We start from the raw sequence: 21,326 nt of genomic DNA on the forward strand, positions 1-21,326 counted from the left end.
TTAATTAATATTAAGAGGATAGGAGCGCATATGAAAAAAGATATTCATCCAAAATATGATCAAATCAAAGCTACTTGTTCATCATGCAATTCTGAATTTACATTTGGTTCTACAGCTGATAAAGTTAGTCTAGATGTTTGTTCTAATTGTCATGCATTTTACACCGGTAACCGTAGCGATGTAAAGGCTAGAGGTCGTGTTGAAAGATTTAATAAAATATTAGAAAAATCTAAAAAAACTTCTAACTAAGAACTTTTAAAAAATCAGGTTGCCCTGATTTTTTTATATGCAATAATGAAATCCAACACTAAATCCAACATTGGTATTAGCATCGTCCCATTTTACACTAAAACCATCTTTAGTTTTGATTTCACCTTTAGCTGACGATAAAGATTTAGCAATACCGGCAGCCGCACCAATTCCACCAATTACAGCTGGGATGACAGAAAGAATTGTAGTAATTAGTGTTGTGATAGCAAATCCGCCGGAAATCGTTTTAGATTTAGTATCATCCATAGTTTTAAAATTTTCCATATAACCTCCTCATTTGAATGTTATGGTAATATTAAAACCTTATTGTTTATTTACGAAAAAAATAATAAAAAAATGCCAAATGAGTGGCATTTTATAAACTTCTTTTAAGTTGTTGATTCAAAGTTAACTTCATTAAAGTCTTCTAAATTTAATTTGGTATTGCTTTCCTTGTTGTTCTTCTTTGGAATTACCCAGAATGTCACAACAATAATTGATACCAGTGAGCTAATTCCACCAAATACCAGTCAGGCATCTGCGAAGTTAAATGTTCCGGCATCAGCTCATGGTAGATGGATAATGTCTCTAACTCCTCCTAAAGCCAAACGATCATACATATTTCCAAAGGCTCCGGCAGCAACCATTGCAAAAGCTGCGACAGTTCATCTAAAACTTTTATCCTTGAAAAAGAGTGTAACTGTTAATGTCGTTAGAATGATAAGAACAGTAACAAAATGAAGTGTTCACTCTGGCAAGCCAATTGAGATAGTGGTACCACGATGGAAAATTGAATGAAATATTATGAAATTACTTCTATAAACTTCATAATGGTTAGTAACATCAAGTTCTATAGCTCTATTATTAAAAATAAATTGTTTTGTTAGTAAATCAACTAATGTTAGTGCGGTGAATACTGCTAAATAAATTGCCAAATTGACTAAACTTGTTTTTCAGTTTTCTGCTCAGTACTTTCTAGTAAAAAATACTGGAATTTTAATTTTATTTTTCACTGATAACCTCTTTGCATCTTAGACATATTTCTAACTTGTCATCAAAATTTTCATCTTCAAAGTGGTTTCAACATCTTAAACATTTTTTGGAATCTTGCTTTTCCACTTTGTTTTCATCACCAAATTCAACTTTTGCAACCATTAAAAGTTTAGCCAGCGGAAGTAATTTAATTCATTTTACATCGGTTTTGATAGTAACAAAAGCCTCATTTTGACGCTTGATGGTTTGACTTTTAATTTTTTCTTCGATTAAACGGTAAATATTATTTTTGATTTCAAAGAAATCTTTTCATTCTTGCTCTAATTTAGTCGAAATAGTTTTCTTTTCTAAAAATGGTAGCATATGAACTGATTCTAATTTATTCGGAACATTGTAGTATTGATATATCTCTTCACATGTTACTGGCATGATTGGTGCTAATGCTCTAATTAATAAGTCAATTACTTTTGAGAAAATAAATTGAACTTGCTTTCTTTCATTATCAGTTTGTTTATTCAAATATAGAATGTCTTTAGTAATTGAAATGTAGTAGCTACTAAAATCAATAATAAAGTTATTTATATCTTTAATAACATTCACAAAACGATAATTCTCATAATAATCTAAAATAGTTGATTCTAAATTATTAATCCTTTCAAGCATCAAGGCGTGAATAGATTCAACGTTTACTTCTTGAAAATCATAATCAGAAATTGCACCCAACATGAACTTAACAGTGTTACGTAATTTTCGATATATTTCAACAATCTGATCTAAAATTTTATCATCAATAGTAACATCACCAGTATACTCTGAATTAGCAGCTCATAATCTTAAAATATCAGCACCATATTTTGAAATTACCATAATGGGATCAACGACATTCGCCTTAGATTTAGACATTTTTTGTCCTTTACCATCTAGTACAAAACCATGCGATAGTAGTGCTTTAAATGGGCTAGTATTATTTCAAGCAATTGAGTTAATAAGGGAACTATTAAATCAGCCGCGATATTGATCTGATCCTTCTAGATATAAATCATATGGAGCTGTAACACCATCAATTTTAACACTCATAGAAGTAGAGCCAGAGTCAAATCAAACATCCATAATGTCTTTTTCTTTGCTATATCCTAGGTTTCTGTATTTTTCAGGCAGAAGTTCGTCCACTTCTCTTTGATATCAGACATCAGTTCCATGCTCTTCAACTAAGTTGATGACATAATCAAAAATTTCATCATTGATAACTGGTTTTTTATTCTTATCGTAGAATATAATGATTGGCACGCCCCAAATTCTTTGACGAGAAATACACCAGGTTTCACGATTTTCTAACATTAAAGCTAGGCGTTTTTTGCTTCAGTCATTATAAGTTTTAACCTCATTTAGAGCGACAGCAATATTATTTTTAATTGGTTTTAGCGAAACAAATCATTGTGGTGTAGCACGATACATAATTGGTTTGTGAGTTCTTCAATCATGTGGATATGAGTGCTTAATCCTTTTGAACATCTTTAAAAGTCCATGTTCTTCTAAAAATTTTCCGATCATTGGATTAGCGTCATCATAGAAAACATTTTTAAATTGCAATGCTTTATCATTTAGCATTCCGTCATCTTCGACATGCATAATCTTTTCTAAATTATATTTATTGCCAATTATAAAGTCATCTTCTCCAAATAGGGGGGCAATGTGAACAAGTCCCGTACCCGATTCTAAATTAACGTGATGTCCAATAACAACAGGACATTCTAAATTATTAATTGGGCTTTTATATTTAGTTGATAGCAAATCACTACCGTAAAATTCCGAAATAACTTCAAAATTTTCTCACTTTGCGGCATTGACAAAAGAGTTTAGTAGTTCCTTTGCCATCACGTAGTTATTATTTTCATATTTAATTTTTAAATACTTAAATTTTTCATTTATAGCAACACCACTATTGGCAATAAGAGTTCATGGTGTAGTTGTTCAAATTAATAAATAATCATCTTTTGAAACAAAATTATTTCCTTCAATAATTTTAAATGCAACATATATTGAAGGTGAAATATGGTCAGCGTATTCAACTTCAGCTTCAGCCAATGCTGATTGTGAAGAAGGTGACCAATAAACCGGTTTAAGATCCTTATAAATTAATCCATCATTCACCATCTTTTTGAATAAACGTAGTTGATTAGCTTCAATTTTTTTATCTAGGGTAACATATATATTTTTAAAATCAGCCAGCAATAAAAGTTTTTGAAATTGTGATTTTTGAATATCAATTTGACTCAAAGCATAGTCTGTTGCAGCTTTTCTAAGTTCAATCGGTGAAAAATCCTTTGCTTGTTTTTTTGATTCAAGTAGCATTTTGTGTTCAATTGGAAGTCCGTGCGTATCTCAGCCTGGGACATATGGCGAGTAGTATCCTTGCATGCTTCTAAATCTAACGATAATATCCTTTAAAATTTTATTTAATGCATGTCCAACATGAATATTACCATTTGCATATGGGGGACCATCATGCAACACAAAAGGTTTATTGTTTTTGTTACGTTTTAAAATCTTTTGATAAATGCTACCTTCTAGTCATTTAGCAATATACTGTGGTTCTTTTTCTGGTAAATTAGCCTTCATTGAAAAATCAGTAAATGGCATTAATAAAGTATTTTTATAATCTTTTTTGTCTTCCATAATATTTACCCTTTCAAATAATATGTATGTTATTTTACTCTAAAGTTATAGCATTTCTAATTTTATAAGTAAATTGACATAAAAATATTATTTAATTATTAAATTTATAATTTTGTCTTTTAGATAAATTACTTTAACGATTTCTTTATCTTCTAATCATTTTGCAATTGAAGGTAGTTTTTTCACCTCCATTAAGACATCATCTTGATTCCATTCGGCTAGAATTTCAATCTGACCACGGGTCTTGCCATTAATTTGAATTCCAATAATTTTATTTTTAGTAATAATTTTCGTTTGATCCGGAAATGGTCAACTTTGGAATTCGGCAGGTTTTTCTTTTAGCATATGAAGCAATTCTTCTGATAAGTGGGGAGCAAACGGATTTAGTAGTATTGCAAAGATTTTCAGCGGATAGTGTGAATGTATTTCAGATTGAGCCGCTAGGTAATTAATGAAGACCATCATTTTGCTAATTGCAATATTGAATTTAGTATTTTCGATATTATCGGTGACATCAATAATTAGCTGATTAATATGACTATCTAATTCTGCCATCTCATGTGAAATTTTGATTTTTTGGTCGATCAATTTTAAAAAAGTATTGTAAATTTTTTCAAGTCAACGACGGATCCCGTTAAGCGAATCAACATTTCAAGATTTCGAATCAGTTATTGGTCCCATAAACATTTCATATACCCGTAGAGCATCAGCTCCCTGCTTTTCTATTAACTCATCAGGATTAATAACATTACCAAGCGATTTCGACATTTTTTGTCCATCTGTTCCTAAAATAATTCCTTGATTAATTAACTTCGCAAATGGCTCTTTAGTATTAACAATACCAATATCAAATAAGAAACGATGTCAAAAACGGGCATACAATAGATGCAATACAGCATGTTCTTGACCACCGATGTATAAATCCACTGGAAGTCAGTTCTCAAAGCGTTTTTTAGCTTCTTCTGAGTTTAACGGAACATAGCTGCCATCAGGATTTTTTAGCACATAAGCTAAATAATATCAACTTGATCCCGCTCATTGTGGCATAACATTATTGTCATGTCGAAATTTTTTGCCGTTAATCTCAACATTATTTCACTCCTTAATATTAGCCAATGGGCCTTCTGTTGAACCAGATGGTTTGATATTTTTTGCTTCTGGTAACTTCACTAATTCCTTCACTAAATAAATTTTATTGTCCTCATCGAATAGAACAGGAAATGGTTCTCCTCAATATCTTTGTCTTGAGAAAACTCAATCTCTTAGTTTATAATTGACTTTTTTGTTTACAACTTTTTGTATTTTTAGTTCTTCATAAATTTTTTCAGTGGCTTCATTTGCATAAAGTTCATTAGCAATATGACTATTAATATGAACACCATCACCTACAAAAGGTAAATTTTCCTCCATTACTTCTATTATTGGAGTAATTGTTAATTTGTATTTTTTAGCAAATTCAAAATCTCTCTCATCATGCGCCGGAACAGCCATAATTGCGCCAGTTCCATAACCCGGAAGAACATAGTCTGATACTCAGACAGGAATTAATTTCTTAGTTAGGGGGTGTTCAACATAACAACCCAATTCAACACCAGTTTTTTCTTTAGCGTTTTGCAATAGTTTGCGATCACTTTTTAGTTTGAAGCTCTCAACATATTCCAAAACATCCTCGAAATTTTTGCGACTAGTAATTTTATTAATCAAAGGATGCTCAGGATTAACAATAATCGCTGAAACGCCATAAATTGTATCTAAATGAGTAGTAAATGTTGTGATTTTTTCATTACTATTATGTACCTTTCATGTGACTTCATGACCAATGTTTTTACCAATTCAGTTTCTTTGCAATGATTTTAAATTATCTGGCCAATTAACTTCGTCTAGTCCTTCAAGCAATTTATCAGCATAAGCAGTTATTTTTAAAACTCATTGCTTCATTGGCTTTCTAATTACAGGAAAATTACCGCGTTCACTCACTCTTATTCCATTAAGTTCGATAATTTCTTCATTAGCTAAAACTGTTCCTAAACCCTCACATCAATTAACATCAACATTTTCAATTGCTGCTAGCCCTTGTTTATACAGTTCTTTGAATATTCATTGTGTTCAAACATAGAAATTCGGATCAGTTGTGTTAATTTCCTTCTCATAATCATATGAAAAGCCTAATAGTTTTAATTGACGACGAAAATTATCAATATTTTTTAAAGTAAAAGTGGCAGGGTGATTACCCGTTTTTAAAGCATACTGCTCAGCTGGCAAGCCAAAAGCATCTCATCCAATTGGATGGAGAACATCAAAATTATTTAATCTTTTATAACGACTAATAATATCAGTTGCAGTATACCCTTCTAAATGTCCAACATGAAGTCCAGATCCAGAAGGATACGGAAACATATCCAAAATATAAGCCTTTTTATTACTTCTTTCTTGGGTTTTAAATGATTTATTTTTTTCTCAATATGCTTGTCATTTTTTTTCTATTTCTTGGTGATTATACATAGAAATAATTTTACCCCAAAGTTAAATAAAAAAATAAAATAAAAACAGCCCAAGAAGCTGTCAATTATTACACTATGTGATTTGGCTGCCCTTGTTAGATTCGAACTAACGGATGGCGGTACCAAAAACCGCTGCCTTACCGCTTGGCTAAAGGGCAATATGGTGGAGGGGGAGGGATTCGAACCCCCGAACCGTTAGGAAGTGGGTTACAGCCACCCGCGTTTGGCCGCTTCGCTACCCCTCCATATAAATGCAAAAGAAATTATAATATATAATTAGTAATTTTTTAGTAAAAATTTTATTTTTTTAAGATGCTAATTGCAACCAAAATCAAAAGTTAATTATCTAAGAAATTAACCATTATAGCTAATAATACGACATTAATATTTACTAATTCACAATTTACTTTGTTTATTAATTTGCCAATTTTAAAATAAAAATGTGGATTTGTAGTAAATAACGCTTAAGTACTCTAATCTTATAAAAATAAGTTTTGATTCTGTATTTTAGATTAAAAAAGTGAGAATACAAAAAAATAACTAATAGTATATATATTTAATATATAATAGCAATTTTAAATAAACAAAGGAAAAATATAGGCAATTAATGATAAAATTTTTTTGAATAGGTAAATAAAAAATACTATAAATTTTCAAATAATTAAAATAATGTTAACAAATACAAATTGAAAAAAGTTATCGTAATACTTAAGACAAGTATAAATTTTTATAAACTAGATTAAGTAATTTTAATATACAGATAATAGTACTAATTTAAATGAAAAACTCGAATAACTATTTAAAATTTTGAACATTTATTTTGTAATCAAAAAATACTCTAATTTAATCTTGAAAAAGTTTTATCTTTAATAATTTAAAAATCAGTAATGAACGGTGGCTAAATTTTTGCAACCGTGCATAGTATGATAACTTTTTTAAATTTAAATCAAAATATATATCACAAAATAATACACAGAAAGGATATAAATGATTAACACATTAACTCTATCACCAACATTAACTTTACCAATAATCATTAGATCACAAAACTCTTTTAAAAGAGATATAACAATATTTTTATCAGCACTAATTCAAATTTTCTTTATTAGTTTTCTGCTGGCAGATATTATTATTTTTTCACAACCAATAAATTTACATCTTTTTGTTAACTACACGATATCTAAAATTTTACTAATATGTTTAGGGATCTTACTAAATTTCGCCCTAATTAATCCGTTAACTGATAATATTTTTCTAACAACAACGCAAAGCAATTACGAATCGCGTCAAAATAATTTATTGAATTATTTATTAGAAAAAAATCGTAAAAAAGAAAAACTATCTAAATTCCTAGTTGCACACTCATGAATAAATATCATTTGAATGGCTTTATATATAACAATGGCGCCAATTATCTTTTTGCTAATAAGAAATTTCGCCTTAGATTCGACACAGAATTATCTTAAAGCTTTCTCAGCTCTAACTTTAATTAGATTAGTTGTTTTTGATTATATAATATTACCCAATGTTTATAACCGTGCTGACTTCGGAGATAATGAAGTTAAATGCGGTAATATTTTGAATTATCTATGAATTAATTTAACAATAATTTCATTATATGCAACTTTTACGGTTTCATCTTATTTCAAACTTTCATTAGTGCCTAACATAGATATTATTTCATTGATTACAATGATTGTCATTCCAACATTTATTTTCATCATTTTATACATCACAAAAGTGGCTGCTATCTATTTAATGAATCGAAAAAAAATTAATGGATATGTTCATATTTCTGCCCTATTAATTTGAATTAATAAACCAGAGTAAAAATAAAAAATAAAATACTTTTCTTTTACTAATTTTAGATATAAAAAATTTAGCATAAATTTTGATAAAATTTATATAATCATTGTGACACTGCTAATTAACGGTAAAAATTACAGTAAGATCTCACTGATAAAACGATACCATAGCCTAATTTAGATATATAATCAAACCTAAAAAGCAGAAAGGAAAATCTATGATAATAAAGCAAAGAAATGAAGTATTTTTTTCTTTATATAATGAAATAATTACATCAATAAATTCATCTAGTGATATTTTGGAGCATGAAATTTCTCTAACAAAGAAATGGAAAAATTTTCAAAATATTGAAGAAAGTTTCGAGGATATTCAAGATAAACTGCTTAATGAAAGACAGCTTGTTGAAAAACTGATGCACTTAACCAACAAAATTATTTGATGTTTACAAATGGTTAGTCAACTTCATCAATATCCACAAAGTCCTAATAACCCGGAATATCGTGATGAAGAGGATGATAAATTTTTCAAAACTAAGAGCCTCGAAATTGACAAAATCATTGAATTTTTTAATAAAAATTCGCTAGAGTCTGCACATAGACATCTTAATAATGTAATTAATAGAAATGATGATTATCTATTAAGCTGAAATCAATATGCAATTATTATCAACAACTTTATGAATTGATTTATTTGAGGTATTATTCCAAACAAAATCAAAAATATATGCAAAGAAATCTTTGATAGACAATACTACTAAGAAGATGCCTTGTTGGCATTTTTTTAATGCCACATAACATTTTCTTCACCTAACAAAAAAAACTAAAAATTTGTTATAGTTATAAAACAATATGAGCTTTGATTAGTTCTGTCACAAAAATAAATAGGTATATAATTATTTATAGCAGTTTCTCTATTTTTAAGTACAAGTTTTTAGAAAGTGGGTTTTTTTATAATGTTGATTTGTAAATAAAAAAGTCAAGGACAATTATTGCCTTGACTTTTAATTTGCTAAACTTGCTCAGAACAATGTTTTGCCATGTTTTTATTTTTGTTTGCTGTTATCAGGCTCTTTTAGCATATTGGTAAAAGCATCTTTAGGAATATCTAATGTTTGATTTTTAATTATATCTTTTCCATATTTAGCTAATGGTTTAGCGAATGTATTGCCATTAGTTTCCATAAACGAAGGATTTGAAATCATAATTAGGTATTTTTCTAAGGTGTCAATGTATTTTCCACCTTCATAAACTAATTTAACATTACTGTTTTCTGGAGCAGCAGGATTTAAAGCAGTATAGCCGTCACCACCAACTACCAAAAAGTCATTTGTAACTACATAGTAGTATTTATTAGGATCGATAGCCTTTCCATTAATTTTTACCGAATCTTTTACTAATGATCAGATGTATTCATCTTTATTTGATCGTGGACTCTTTTGTTTTGTGGTTTTAGCTTGATATGAAACATTAAATGACCATTGTCCATAACCACCAGATCTTCCTTTGCTAATTGCATGTTCAAACACTTTTAATAAATTATCACCTTTTAGTTGAACGGCACTAATTCTATTACCAAATGGACTTAATGCTAATAAATCTTTTCTTAGCACATCCCCAACCGGTAAATCAGTTCTAATACCACCACCATTTGTTAGACCAATAACATTATCTAGTGTTCCTGGATCTTTATTTGTTATTTCAGTATTTTGCTCTCACGGCTTATTAGCGACAAATTCTCAAGCTAATGAGTCGCTGACTAGAACACCTAGTTCAGTTGCTTGAATTCTTCCTTTTCAATATGGAGTGCCATCAACTTCAACTGAGGTTGTATGTTCAAATGGAAGTGTATTGTTAAACACTTTAACTGAGTATTCTTTATCAAAATGTTTTTTGAGTTCAGAGATAAACAAGTCACTCGAATCATTTGTTGCAACAGTAATTTGGTTTATATCTCTAAGTTGTTGAGTTACGGCAACAATTTTTCCAGTTTTTGTATTGAATTCTAGTTCAATGTCACCCAAATATTTAGTATAAGCTTCTGTTTGGGTTATGTATGCTTCATCTTCAGCATTTCGATGAATTTGTACATAAGTATGACTGTGTCCATCAAGGATTAAATCTATGTCCTTAACATTTTCTGCTAAGTATTCAGATGTTCATTCTCTATTATTTCTACCAACACCTAAATGTGTTGAGGCAATTATAAAATTAACATCTGGGTGATCTTTTTTAATTTCAGCAATGGTTTCTCTTGCTGAAGTAGCTGGGTCTCTGAAATCAACTAAAACAGAATTGCGTGGGTGCGAAGTGTAGCGAGTATCCGGAGTAGTTAATCCCATGATTGCTACCTTAACATTATTTTCTAATGTTTTAATAATGTATGGCTTAAATACCCTTTTATTAACCCTTGATTGGTCATATCCATCTGGTTTGCCAGTTTCATTAGCATAATCACGTCAGTAAATATTAGCGGATATAAATGGCATGCTTCATCCGTTTTCTTCTTTTTCTGCTAATTGGTTTAATTTTAGGATGTGATCCAAACCATAGTCAAATTCATGATTACCAATAGCGATTGAGTCATAACCAACATATTTAGCAATTTTAGTTATTGTTTCACCTTTATCAACATCAGATAATGGTAGACCTTGTATTAAATCTCCGGCTGAGATTAATAAATCATAGTTTTTATCTTTAATATATTTAGAAGTTCTTTCCATTCCTGAAAAATTGTTAAATCTTCCGGCATCATATTCTAGTCTACCATGTTCATCATTAGTGTGAAAAATTTTAACTGTTTTGATGTCAGAAGTTTTTTCTAACCTTTTTAATGATTCGAATAAGTAATTTTGTAATTTTAACAATGGGTTAAGTTTTTTTCTCGCAACATCGTTTATATTAAAGATTTTTGCTTTTAAAGCGGCCAGTTTTTGTGTTTTTATCGTTTGTTCCTCTGTGCCTTTTGATACTTTTTCCATGTCTGCCATGGTAGCTTTGTATTCCTTGGCAAGATTATCTAAAAGTTGGTTATATTGATCCTTAGTTTGTTTGTATTCATTTCTAACTTTAGCAATTTCAGCTTCATTATGTGTTTTTGTTTCTGCTTTTTTGACACAACTAATAGCTGTCAATGCCAACACTGGTAGTGAAGCGGCGGCGGCAAACGCTATTGATGTCATTCTTAAAAATTTACGTTTCATTTTGTCTCCTTAATTAGTTAAATAATAATTATATAACAATTAGATTTTCGACTTTTAATAGATAGTAAAAAAACATAAAATAAACAATAAAGGACAAAATAAAATAAAAAAAATTAGGAGTTTCTGTCCTAATTTTAAATTCATTAATTTATTCCATATTTATTCTAGAACCAATAACTTTTGCCGCAATTGTTCCATCACTTGTAGCAGTGGTTATTTGTCTTATATCTTTTTCAACAACATCACCAATTGCAAAAATATTTTTGATTTTAGTTTCCATGTTTTTATCCACTTGAATAAAACCATATTTATTCATTATTTCCTTATATTCTACAAAGGCTGTAGCTGGCTTGAAGCCAACATAAGGAAAAACTGCTTTAATATCCATTTCTTGAACCTTACCATTAATATTAGCAACTATTGATTCAACCTTGTCGTTACCTTTTAACTCAAGAATTTTTGAATTTTCATGAATGACAATATTTTTAATTTTTTTAACATCGTCGATTAGTTTTTTCTCTGCGGTAATTCCATCACGAATAAACATATGAACTTCGGTAGCTACTGAAGCTAGAAATGGCGCTTCGTCAAATGCTGAGTTACCGCCGCCAATTATTGCACAAGGCTTACCAGAATAGATTGCCCCGTCACATATTGCACAATATGATACGCCACGGCCATTAAACTTTTCAATATTAGCCACATCAAGTGGAATCACATTTTTCATGCCCGAGGCAATAATAATAACTTTTGCTAGGTATTTATTGCCGTTTTCCAAGACAACTTCTTTTTCACAGTCACTAATATTATTAAGGCTTCTAACATTTCCAAAAATAAATTTAGCATGGTTAGCTCTAGCTTGGGTTAACATTCTATTTGAAAGTTCGACACCAGATACTAAATCAAAACCTGGATAATTTTCAATTTTTGATTGTTCTGGCATTTTTCCGCCAGGTACTTTACCTTCAATGAAAGCAACTGAGGCATTATTTCTTCCAAGATATAAAGCGGCAGTTAGGCCAGCTGGTCCAGCACCGATAATAATAACATCGAATTTTTCCATATAATCTTACCTTTTTCTCTATTCGGCAGTAGTGGTCACGTTTTCTCCACGTGAGTATTCTTTAAATGATTTAATTGTTGATCTCTTCTTATTTTTAGGTTCATAAACTATAAAATAGAAGTAACGGTGAGTTTTTTCATTTGCATAAACAGGGATTTTAAATACATTGTAATTTAATTTAATTACAAATTCAAATAATACAGTTAAAGCAATTCCGGTAATAATGTATAATGCTGAAATAACTTTATAAATGCCATAACTTCCATCCCGCAATGGCTCCATTCCCGAACGAATGATTCCATAGTATAGGATATATAGGGCTCCAGTTGTTCCTGGTCTTAGGAAATTTCATTTGTTTAAAATTCAAACAAGAATTATATATGCAACTAAGTTTGCAATTGATTCATATAAAAATAGTGGTAGACGGTATTGACCATCAATGAACATATGGTCTCTAATAATTTTTGGCAGAATTCTAAATGCTAGTGAACCTGGTTCCATGATTCCACCATATACTTCATGGTTAGCAAAGTTTCCTCAACGACCAATTGCTTGTCCAATCAAGACAGCAGGTAGAATAATTGAAAAAGCTTTTCTTAGATCAATTTTTTCACCTTTTTTTGAAAAAATTATGTATAAAACACAACAAATTGTGGCGGTAATAACTCCCCCATGAATCGATAGTCCGCCCCGTCAGACAGCAAAAGCATTGTATCATGCTCCATCAATTCACCTTCCATGTTCAATTAACTGCTGGATAACAAATACAGTTCTAGCTCCAGCTATTGCGGTTGGCAGCGCTATAAAAACAAGTATTGAAAATTTTTCAAACGAGTATTTTTCTCGTCTTCAAAAGTAATACACTGTTAATATAGAAGCTAGCATACCAATCATTATTAGCAACGAGTATACGTTTAGCGAACCAATTCTAAGTTGAACACCCGCAAAATCTTTTGGCATATTTTCTCCTTTTACATTTTACATTTGTAATATAACACTTTAAATTATATAATTAATTAAAAAAACTAGTCTAATATCAGTTTTAAATAATTTCCAGTGTATGATAAATCATTTTCAGCAACCTGCTTTGGAGTTCCTGAAGCAACAATTTTTCCGCCACCCGAACCACCATCAGGTCCGAGATCAATTATGTAATCTGCGCATTTAATTACGTCTAAATTATGCTCAATTACTATAACGGTGTCGCCGTTATCAACAATTCGATTTAAAACATTCAATAAGTTTTGGACATCATATGGATGAAGCCCGGTTGTTGGCTCATCAAGAACATAAAGTGATTTGCCAGTTGGTTTTTTTTGCAAATAAGTTGCTAATTTAATTCTTTGGGCTTCACCACCACTTAAAGTAACAGCATTTTGACCTAATTTTATATAGCCTAGGCCAACATCCATTAATATTTGTAGTTTTTGCTTAATATTAGCTCGATTTTCAAAAAAGTTAAAAGCCTGCTCGACTGTCATTTCAAGCACATCATTAATAGTCTTATTGTGATATTTAATTTCTAGAGTTTCTAGATTATATCTTTTACCATCACAGTGATCGCATGTTACATAAACATCAGGTAAAAAATGCATCTCAATTTTTATTAGTCCGTCACCCTGACATTTATCGCACCTTCCACCTGGAACATTGAAAGAAAACCTAGAACGAGTGTAGCCACGAATTTTACTTTCTTCAACTGAGGCAAAAATATCACGAATATCGTCAAAAACGCTTGTGTATGTTGCTGGGTTAGATCTTGGTGTTCTACCAATTGGATTTTGGTCAATTTGAATTAACTTATCAATATTAAGTTGTCCAGAAATCTTCTCTTCTCTTCGAATATCATATGTTGAACTATTCAAATATTTATTTAAATTAAAGACTAATTCTTCATTGATTAAACTCGATTTACCGGACCCGCTAACACCAGTAATAGCAATAAACTTACCCAATGGGAAAGTAGCAGTAATTTTATTCAAATTATTGGCAGTGGCATTTTTAATTTTTAAAACTTTACCGTTTCCTGATCTACGAAATTTTGGTGTCTCAATTTTTAATTTTCCTGATAAATATTGGCCGGTGATACTATTAGGATTATTAATTATTTTTTCAAGGTTTCCCGTCTCAACAATTTCACCACCATGCTCTCCTGCTTTTGGACCAATATCAACAATAAAATCAGCTTCTCTTATTGTGTCTTCATCATGCTCTACTACTATTAAACTATTTCCTAAATCAACCATTTTTCTTAGTGAATTTAGAAGTTTTTCATTGTCTTTTTGATGCAAACCAATTGATGGCTCATCAAGAACATATAAAACTCCAGTTAAATTTGCTCCAATTTGGGTTGCGAGTCTAATTCTTTGAGCTTCTCCTCCACTTAGGGTTTCGGCCTTTCGATTCAAAGTTAAGTACTGTAAACCAACATTTATTAGAAAAGTCACCCGATGCTTTAACTCATTTAAAATTAATAGGCTGATTTCCTTTTCGATTGAAGTCAATTTCAAAGTATTTAATATTACAAACAGTTCTTCAATAGATTTATTGCACATTTCATAGATATCAAAATTGTCAATCTTAACAGCAAGGGCATATTTATTCAATCGCTTAGAATTACACAATGAACATGGCAGATCCCCTAGATATTTACCATAATATGTTCGAGCATCATTAGAATTAGTTTCTCAGTACTTTCTCTCAATTTTGCTAACAACGCCTTCGATAAATTTATTTCTTTCGAAACGGTTACCACTTTCAGAGATCATAACATAGTGAACTTCCTCCACTGAGCCATATTTAATGATATTAAGTTCAGATTCTGTGAATTCATTAATCGGTTTATCTTTATCAATTTTATAAAATCTTAGAAGATTCTCAAACTCTTGTCATTCTAAGTTGGATGTGTTCATAAAGTTTTTATAATATTTAAGCGCACCTTGATTAATTGATAAATTATCATCAGGGCAAATTAAACGGAAATCAGCTTTTTTGATAACACCTAAACCCTTACACTCTGGACACATACCATTTGGTGAATTAAAAGAGAATAGTCGCGGTTCAATTTTAGGCATTTCGAAATCACCATATTCACAACTATGATTTATTGAATACATGTTTTTTTCTTTGCCAACTGCTTCAACAGCAATTATTCCGTGACTATATTCCAACGCCATTTCAATTGCCTCGGCAACACGTGACCTAATTTCTGACGATAAAACAATTCTGTCGACAATTAACTCAATTGTTCAATGCTGATTTTTATTTAAGTTTATCTCTGTATCTAAATTTATAATTTCATCATTGATTTTAACTCTTAAAAAACCGTCACGTTTTAATTTTGCAAGTAGAGTTTGATGTGATCCCTTTTGGTTAATTACCAGTGGTGACAGAATGTAGATTTTCTCGCCCTCGGGATATTTATAAATACTTTCTAAAATATCTTTTGATTTTTGAGCTGTGATTTCGATTTTGTGTTTAGGACAAAACGGTTTTCCGACACGTGAATAAAGTAGTCGAAGATAATCATATATTTCAGTAACTGTTCCGACAATACTCCGTGGATTATTATGAGTAGTTTTTTGTTCAATGGAAATAGCAGGACTTAGGCCATCAATACTCTCAACATCTGGCTTTCTTGCCCCGCCAAGAAATTGTTTAGCATAGTTTGATAAACTATCAACATATCTTCGGCGTCCTTCCTCATAGATTGTGTTAAATGCGAGGGAGGATTTTCCTGATCCACTTAATCCGGTGAATACAACGAACTGATTTCGAGGAATTTCCAAACTTATATTTTTTAAATTATTTTCTTTTGCACCCTTGATTACAATTTTCTCATTCATATCCTTATTTAATAACAAAAATTAGACATTAATGCTATTATTCCTTTCCAAAATTTCGCTAAGTTTTTCTGTTTGATTTTTAATTATTTCTTTAATAAATTTTATATATTTTTTATCTTTTACACAACTTGTATTTTTAAACTTAAACTTCTCGAGTTTTTTAACTCATTCAATATGTCTTGGTCTCGCAAATTTATATAATTGTACATCAAAAGATTCATAAAAGGCGGTTAATCTTTTTGAATAATTTTCTAATTGCTGCATGCCAATTTTATTTTGGTAAATTGGAAAATCATATGCTAAACTCTTATTAAAATCAAAAATAGGAGCAGGTTTGACAAAACTATCACTTTTTGTATCATATAAAAGTCCAAAATTACCTAAATTACGGTCCATATTAAAAATTAGGGCATCAAAAACCATCAAATCCTCATAGTTTTCTTGACCATATAATTCAATTAATTTTTCTTCGAGGTTTTCTCTGTTAAAAATTAGCTGAGAAAAAGGAAAATAATTAGTTAATTTTGAACAAAAGTTTCGACATTTTGTTAGCAATTTATTATCATGTTCAACAAGATCATATCTAACACTGTTTTTAAACAATAGTTGTGCCACTTGTGATGAAAAATATTCGGCAAAATTGCTATATAAATATTTGTCATAAAAAGCAATAGGAGCCTTTAGTAAGTATATTTCATTATTAATCTGATTTCATGATTTTATTGCCTCACCATTTGTAAATCAATCAGGAGAATATAAATCTTCTGGCTTCTTAATTGTGGGGTTTTCACTAAGCATCTGTAAAAATAATTCATTTTTAAAATGATCAAAACAATTTATATCATCCCATTTTAATTGGCTGCCAACTCGACATATCCATAAGTTATTATTAACGTTTAACCCATGAAACTTTTCATATAAATAAAACTCATCACCAATATTTTTAAATAATTTTGAATAGTTATGCCTTGACTTTGGAATAAAGTTATGCAATAACAAAAAATCCTTTAAATCTTCGTAGTTAAAGTCTTGAAGATTTTTAGGAATAAATGCATAACATTTCATGGTGGTATTTATTTTAATGTCTTTACTTAAAGCATCGTATGAAAACTCTAAACAAATTTCATCTTTATATTTTAAATAATATCTTTTATTTTTCATTTTGATTAGTTAATTTCAGGATCTGTTTCTTCAGTTTTGGTCGTTATTTTTTCCGGTTTTTTAGCTTCTTTTTTGATAGCTACATTAATTTCTGGTTCTGATTTTGCTTTAGTTGGCTGTGATTTTTTGCCCATAACCTTGTGTAGTGCGTCCATCAATGATTTTTCCATATTAATTGGTGTTTCAAATGATGGTAGAGTAAATGATTTGAATTCTTCAAATGTTTTCTTAAAGTATTCTTCCATTTCTGAGTCATTAATGCCCATTGACTTAGCAGCATCATACAAATCTTTTACCATTTTTTCTAACGAACCCATGGGGTCTTCAAAAATATTTTTATCACCAAACATTGACGATTCGCTAAACACATTTTCATATTCATCTTCTTTTTTAGCTTTATTTGTTTCTGGTTTTTGATAAATTTCAGAAAATATTTCAGCATCATTAAGATCTTTAATTCATAGTTTATCGCCCAATTTGTCTCTAAGTTCAATAGGAAAAGATAAGTCACCAGTCAAATGATTTTTAACATTTTGAGTGAAATTTTCAAAGTGTTCAAACTTGGCTATTTTTGGCAATTTTTCTGGTAAATCTACCTTAGTTATGTTAAATTTTTCTAAGAGCGTTTCGCCATATTTACTTTCTAATTTCAAGTTTTTTTCAAGAAATTTAGCATTGGATTCAAGTAATTTTGGAAAGATTTCAGAGTAGAATTTCTTAACATTTTCATTAAGATTATTAACTGTAATATTCAGTGAACCAATGTTTCCATTTTTTAGTAATATGTTATATCTAAAGTCAGCAATAGTTCCTTCTGATAAGAACTTTAAATATAGTATCAAAGACTCATATTCGTAAATGAAACTATAGCTGCCATAATCTGAAAATGTTATGTTTTTATCAAATAGAACAATTTTCTGCTTTCCGATTGAGAATCAGCTCTCTGATTTTAACTTCTTCAAACCAAAAATACTATCAATAAAATGTGCTAAATCAACAAAGGTAAGGTTATCACTGATTGCCATTTCAAGACTGTTTTCAAAAGTGTAAATTGGTTTAACACTGATAATATCAAAACTAAATGGGTCAACAATCTTATCCCCACTCGATATTTTTAATAGGTAATTTTTTCCTAAACGGTTAGTTATCATTATTTTTCTCCTTTACCATTGCTAAAATTATGCAACATGTATTTTTTAACTATATTTTTAACACGATATAAATAATCTAAGATTGCTTCACCTAGCCCATTTTGTTCAACCGCGCTAGTAAAAAAATGAGCAATATCTAATAATTTTTGCGAAGAGTTAGCCATAGCATATGAATAATTAGTTATCGGCATCATTGATAGATCATTATTACTGTCACCTATGGTCATTACATCCTTGATACTCTCATTCAAGTAAACATTTTCCATTAGCCATTTAATAGCAGAACCTTTATTAACATCTTTTGGCGAAATTTCAACATTAGAAGATGTTTGCACCATTGATACTGAACCAACTCTACTGATGTGGTCATAAATTTTTTTGGCATAGCTTTCATCTTCAATGCTTTCAGTTGAATAGAATTCAATTTTAACTGGCTCAATAAATTCATTATTATAAAGTTTAGGTGTATTCATAAGTTTATCTTTACTTACAAAGTGATATGATGAAATTTTTTCAACTGTTGAGAAGTCATTTGTTAGATAATAATATTTTTCATTATCTCAAAATAAAACTTGGCATTTAATTTGTTTTGCAAGTTCAATTAGCTGTTTTAGTGAATCAAATGAAATTGCTCACGACTTGATAATTTTTTTTGATAGCAAATCATATATTTGCGCTCCTGATGATCCGATTAAATATCGTGCTTTTAGAGTATCAGACAACAGAAACATTCTCTCTTCAACCGGATTTCCTGTACAAATATTAAAATCAGCACCATTATCAATGGCAAAACATACATCATCTTTGGTGTCGGATTTTAAACTAAAATTACTGTAAATTGTTCCATCGACATCTGAAAATATGATGGGTTTTTTATCATTTGCACTCTGTGACATTATTTTCTCCTTTTTTGGCGTTTTTTTCTTATATATATGGCAACAAAAATGTAAATTATTACTAAAGCAATCGCAACTGGAGGAATGATATAAGATAGTAAATCAAAGGTTGTTGTTTCTTTTGATTTTTCAACATTTAAATTAAATTCCCCAAGAGGTAAAAATACATTTCTAATTGCGTAGTATTTAGCCATAAAATACTCTTGACTATTTAAATCCTTAACCCTTTCATCTTCAGATATTGGAATTAGACTAAAGTTTAATAAAATATTAAGATTTTGGCTAGCAGTTCGCAGTCTTATTTTAAAATTTTTATTAAAAAATTCTAGTAAATTGTTTTCAGCAAGTTTCTTATAAAAACCTTTGTTTTGGTCAAAAATAAATTCTTTGTCAATCTTTTTAGCTGGCTCAGAATCACCGGGACCAAAATTCCATTTTCTTAAATAGTCCCTATAGTATTCATCCTGTTTGAAATTAGTTAGTTCTTGTGGAAATTTGCTACTATCTAGATCTGACAAGTTTATTTGATTAAATCAATTAATGACTTGCTTATATTTTTCTTGGTCATGTGGCGGGATAGGAACCGTATTTGGGTCTTTTGAACAAGATGCTGCTATCGGCGCGATAGTTATGACTGTAGCAGCCGACACAAGCCCTAAAAAAAGTTTATTTTTTTTTCTCATATTTATCTTATTATTTTACTAGAATAACAATCAATAATAAAAATATTTGTGAAAATAAAGTTATTAGCAGTGTACTTTATTTTCGCTCATGCAAATTCTTTTTTTATAAATACTATAGTAAAAAAGATGCAATCACATTGCATCTGAAATTTTAAACTTGATAATTAAAAAACTCTAACCTTAATCATTTTGTTGATTAATATAGTCAATAACTTCATCAACTTTGTCAAAAGTATCAATGATAAAACCTGATGAACTAAAATGGCCGCCGCCACCAAAATGTTTAGCAATTTTTGAAACATTAATATATGATTTCGATCTAATTGAGCATCTGATGTTACCATCTTCTTTTTTCATGAATACAATTGTTACCTCAGTGTTACTTAAATCTGTAACTTTTGCAACTAGCGGTCTGACGACGTCGTTTTTAATGCTTTCCTTTAGAATTGTGTAGGTTGTATTGCCTTTTTCTTTAATATTTTGGATTGCCTTAATAATCTGTGAATTCTCTTCTTCATTGGCATGCATTGACATTAGCAATTTGTTGTAATCCAAACCTTTTTCAAGTAGAAATCCCATATTATAAAAAGTTTCATCGCTAATGTTTCTTTCTTTAAAATATTCGGTATCTGTTACAATCGACATTGCTAATCCCTCTAAACATTTTTCATTGGTTTTTAAATTTAGAGCTTTCACTAAATTTACAATCAGTTGTCCAGTTGCTGGTCAATTATCACCGCCGATTTCAAATAACCACTTATTTTCATGGGGATGATGGTCCAATTTTAGTGATTCTTCTGTTACAATTCTCTGATCAAAAATTCTTGATTTAGTTGATGTATCGACCACAATCTTCAATGATTTATTGAAATACTCGTCACTCACTAAAGAAATTGGCTCATCAATAATAAATTGCAGATTTCTTGGATAATCACCGCCTGAGATTCTAACTTCTTCAACATCGCTGCAATTTAGTTTAATTAATTCTCTTAAGGCAATGGCAGAACCCAGTGTATCGCCATCTGGCTCAATGTGTGTGCATAAAGTTATATACTTTGATTTTTGCACATAGTCTCAAAATTGTTCAAATTGTGTTTTCATCT

General features: G+C 30.0%; 16 protein-coding genes and 2 tRNA genes. 3 read left to right on the top strand and 15 right to left on the bottom strand.

Annotated features, from left to right (window positions below; genetic code table 4):
* The first annotated feature begins 30 nt into the window (after positions 1–30).
* Positions 31–249, top strand: coding sequence for a 50S ribosomal protein L31 (rpmE, locus tag HGG64_RS00405; RefSeq protein WP_169580010.1), 219 nt, complete (start codon positions 31–33; stop codon positions 247–249).
* 33 nt (positions 250–282) lie between these two features.
* On the opposite strand, the gene HGG64_RS00410 is transcribed toward rpmE, so the two are convergent.
* From HGG64_RS00410 to HGG64_RS00435, 6 genes are all read right to left on the bottom strand, one after another.
* Positions 283–534 carry a hypothetical protein gene (locus tag HGG64_RS00410; protein ID WP_169580011.1) on the bottom strand — a complete coding sequence of 84 codons (252 nt, stop codon included), beginning with the start codon at positions 532–534 and terminating at the stop codon, positions 283–285.
* A gap of 104 nt (positions 535–638) precedes the next feature.
* Positions 639–1,262 carry a signal peptidase II gene (locus tag HGG64_RS00415; RefSeq protein WP_169580012.1) on the bottom strand — a complete coding sequence of 208 codons (624 nt, stop codon included), beginning with the start codon at positions 1,260–1,262 and terminating at the stop codon, positions 639–641.
* The gene (gene ileS, locus HGG64_RS00420; protein WP_169580013.1) at positions 1,252–3,918 is read right to left on the bottom strand and encodes an isoleucine--tRNA ligase; all 2,667 of its coding nucleotides are present in this window, start codon (positions 3,916–3,918) and stop codon (positions 1,252–1,254) included. The genes HGG64_RS00415 and ileS overlap by 11 nt, the downstream gene beginning before the upstream one ends.
* An 87-nt stretch (positions 3,919–4,005) precedes the next feature.
* Positions 4,006–6,420, bottom strand: a complete 2,415-nt coding sequence (leuS, locus tag HGG64_RS00425; RefSeq protein WP_169580014.1) for a leucine--tRNA ligase — start codon at positions 6,418–6,420, stop codon at positions 4,006–4,008.
* An 82-nt stretch (positions 6,421–6,502) separates the two neighbouring features.
* Positions 6,503–6,577 (bottom strand) — tRNA-Gln (locus HGG64_RS00430).
* Between the two features lie 3 nt (positions 6,578–6,580).
* Positions 6,581–6,664 (bottom strand) — tRNA-Tyr (locus HGG64_RS00435).
* Positions 6,665–7,406: 742 nt separating this feature from the next.
* Between HGG64_RS00435 and HGG64_RS00440 the strand changes: the two genes are divergently transcribed.
* Positions 7,407–8,249, top strand: coding sequence for a hypothetical protein (locus HGG64_RS00440; protein ID WP_169580015.1), 843 nt, complete (start codon positions 7,407–7,409; stop codon positions 8,247–8,249).
* Positions 8,250–8,442: 193 nt separating this feature from the next.
* Positions 8,443–8,982 (top strand): hypothetical protein, encoded by a 540-nt coding sequence (locus HGG64_RS00445; RefSeq protein ID WP_169580016.1) that lies wholly within the window; start codon positions 8,443–8,445, stop codon positions 8,980–8,982.
* 285 nt (positions 8,983–9,267) lie between these two features.
* Here HGG64_RS00445 and HGG64_RS00450 read toward each other — a convergent pair whose 3' ends face one another.
* From HGG64_RS00450 to HGG64_RS00490, 9 genes are all read right to left on the bottom strand, one after another.
* On the bottom strand, positions 9,268–11,424 hold the full coding sequence (locus HGG64_RS00450) for a bifunctional metallophosphatase/5'-nucleotidase (protein WP_169580017.1): 2,157 nt from the start codon (positions 11,422–11,424) through the stop codon (positions 9,268–9,270).
* Positions 11,425–11,572: 148 nt separating this feature from the next.
* Positions 11,573–12,487, bottom strand: a complete 915-nt coding sequence (locus tag HGG64_RS00455; protein WP_169580018.1) for an NAD(P)/FAD-dependent oxidoreductase — start codon at positions 12,485–12,487, stop codon at positions 11,573–11,575.
* Positions 12,488–12,505: 18 nt separating this feature from the next.
* Positions 12,506–13,447, bottom strand: a complete 942-nt coding sequence (lgt, locus tag HGG64_RS00460; protein ID WP_169580019.1) for a prolipoprotein diacylglyceryl transferase — start codon at positions 13,445–13,447, stop codon at positions 12,506–12,508.
* A 65-nt stretch (positions 13,448–13,512) separates the two neighbouring features.
* Positions 13,513–16,332, bottom strand: coding sequence for an excinuclease ABC subunit UvrA (gene uvrA, locus HGG64_RS00465; RefSeq protein WP_169580020.1), 2,820 nt, complete (start codon positions 16,330–16,332; stop codon positions 13,513–13,515).
* Between the two features lie 21 nt (positions 16,333–16,353).
* Complete coding sequence (locus HGG64_RS00470) at positions 16,354–17,493, bottom strand: HipA family kinase (RefSeq protein ID WP_169580021.1); 1,140 nt, start codon at positions 17,491–17,493, stop codon at positions 16,354–16,356.
* 5 nt (positions 17,494–17,498) lie between these two features.
* The gene (locus HGG64_RS00475; protein WP_169580022.1) at positions 17,499–18,644 is read right to left on the bottom strand and encodes a hypothetical protein; all 1,146 of its coding nucleotides are present in this window, start codon (positions 18,642–18,644) and stop codon (positions 17,499–17,501) included.
* On the bottom strand, positions 18,644–19,540 hold the full coding sequence (locus tag HGG64_RS00480; RefSeq protein WP_169580023.1) for an HAD-IIB family hydrolase: 897 nt from the start codon (positions 19,538–19,540) through the stop codon (positions 18,644–18,646). The genes HGG64_RS00475 and HGG64_RS00480 overlap by 1 nt, the downstream gene beginning before the upstream one ends.
* Positions 19,540–20,223, bottom strand: a complete 684-nt coding sequence (locus tag HGG64_RS00485) for a Vmc-like lipoprotein signal peptide domain-containing protein (protein WP_169580024.1) — start codon at positions 20,221–20,223, stop codon at positions 19,540–19,542. The genes HGG64_RS00480 and HGG64_RS00485 overlap by 1 nt, the downstream gene beginning before the upstream one ends.
* 180 nt (positions 20,224–20,403) lie before the next feature.
* Positions 20,404–21,324 (bottom strand): DHH family phosphoesterase, encoded by a 921-nt coding sequence (locus tag HGG64_RS00490; protein WP_169580025.1) that lies wholly within the window; start codon positions 21,322–21,324, stop codon positions 20,404–20,406.
* Positions 21,325–21,326: the final 2 nt, after the last annotated feature.

Origin of the sequence: Mycoplasma phocoeninasale (genome assembly GCF_012934885.1) — a bacterium.
In the GTDB taxonomy this organism is placed as follows: Bacteria; Bacillota_I; Bacilli_A; order Mycoplasmatales; family Metamycoplasmataceae; genus Metamycoplasma; species Metamycoplasma phocoeninasale.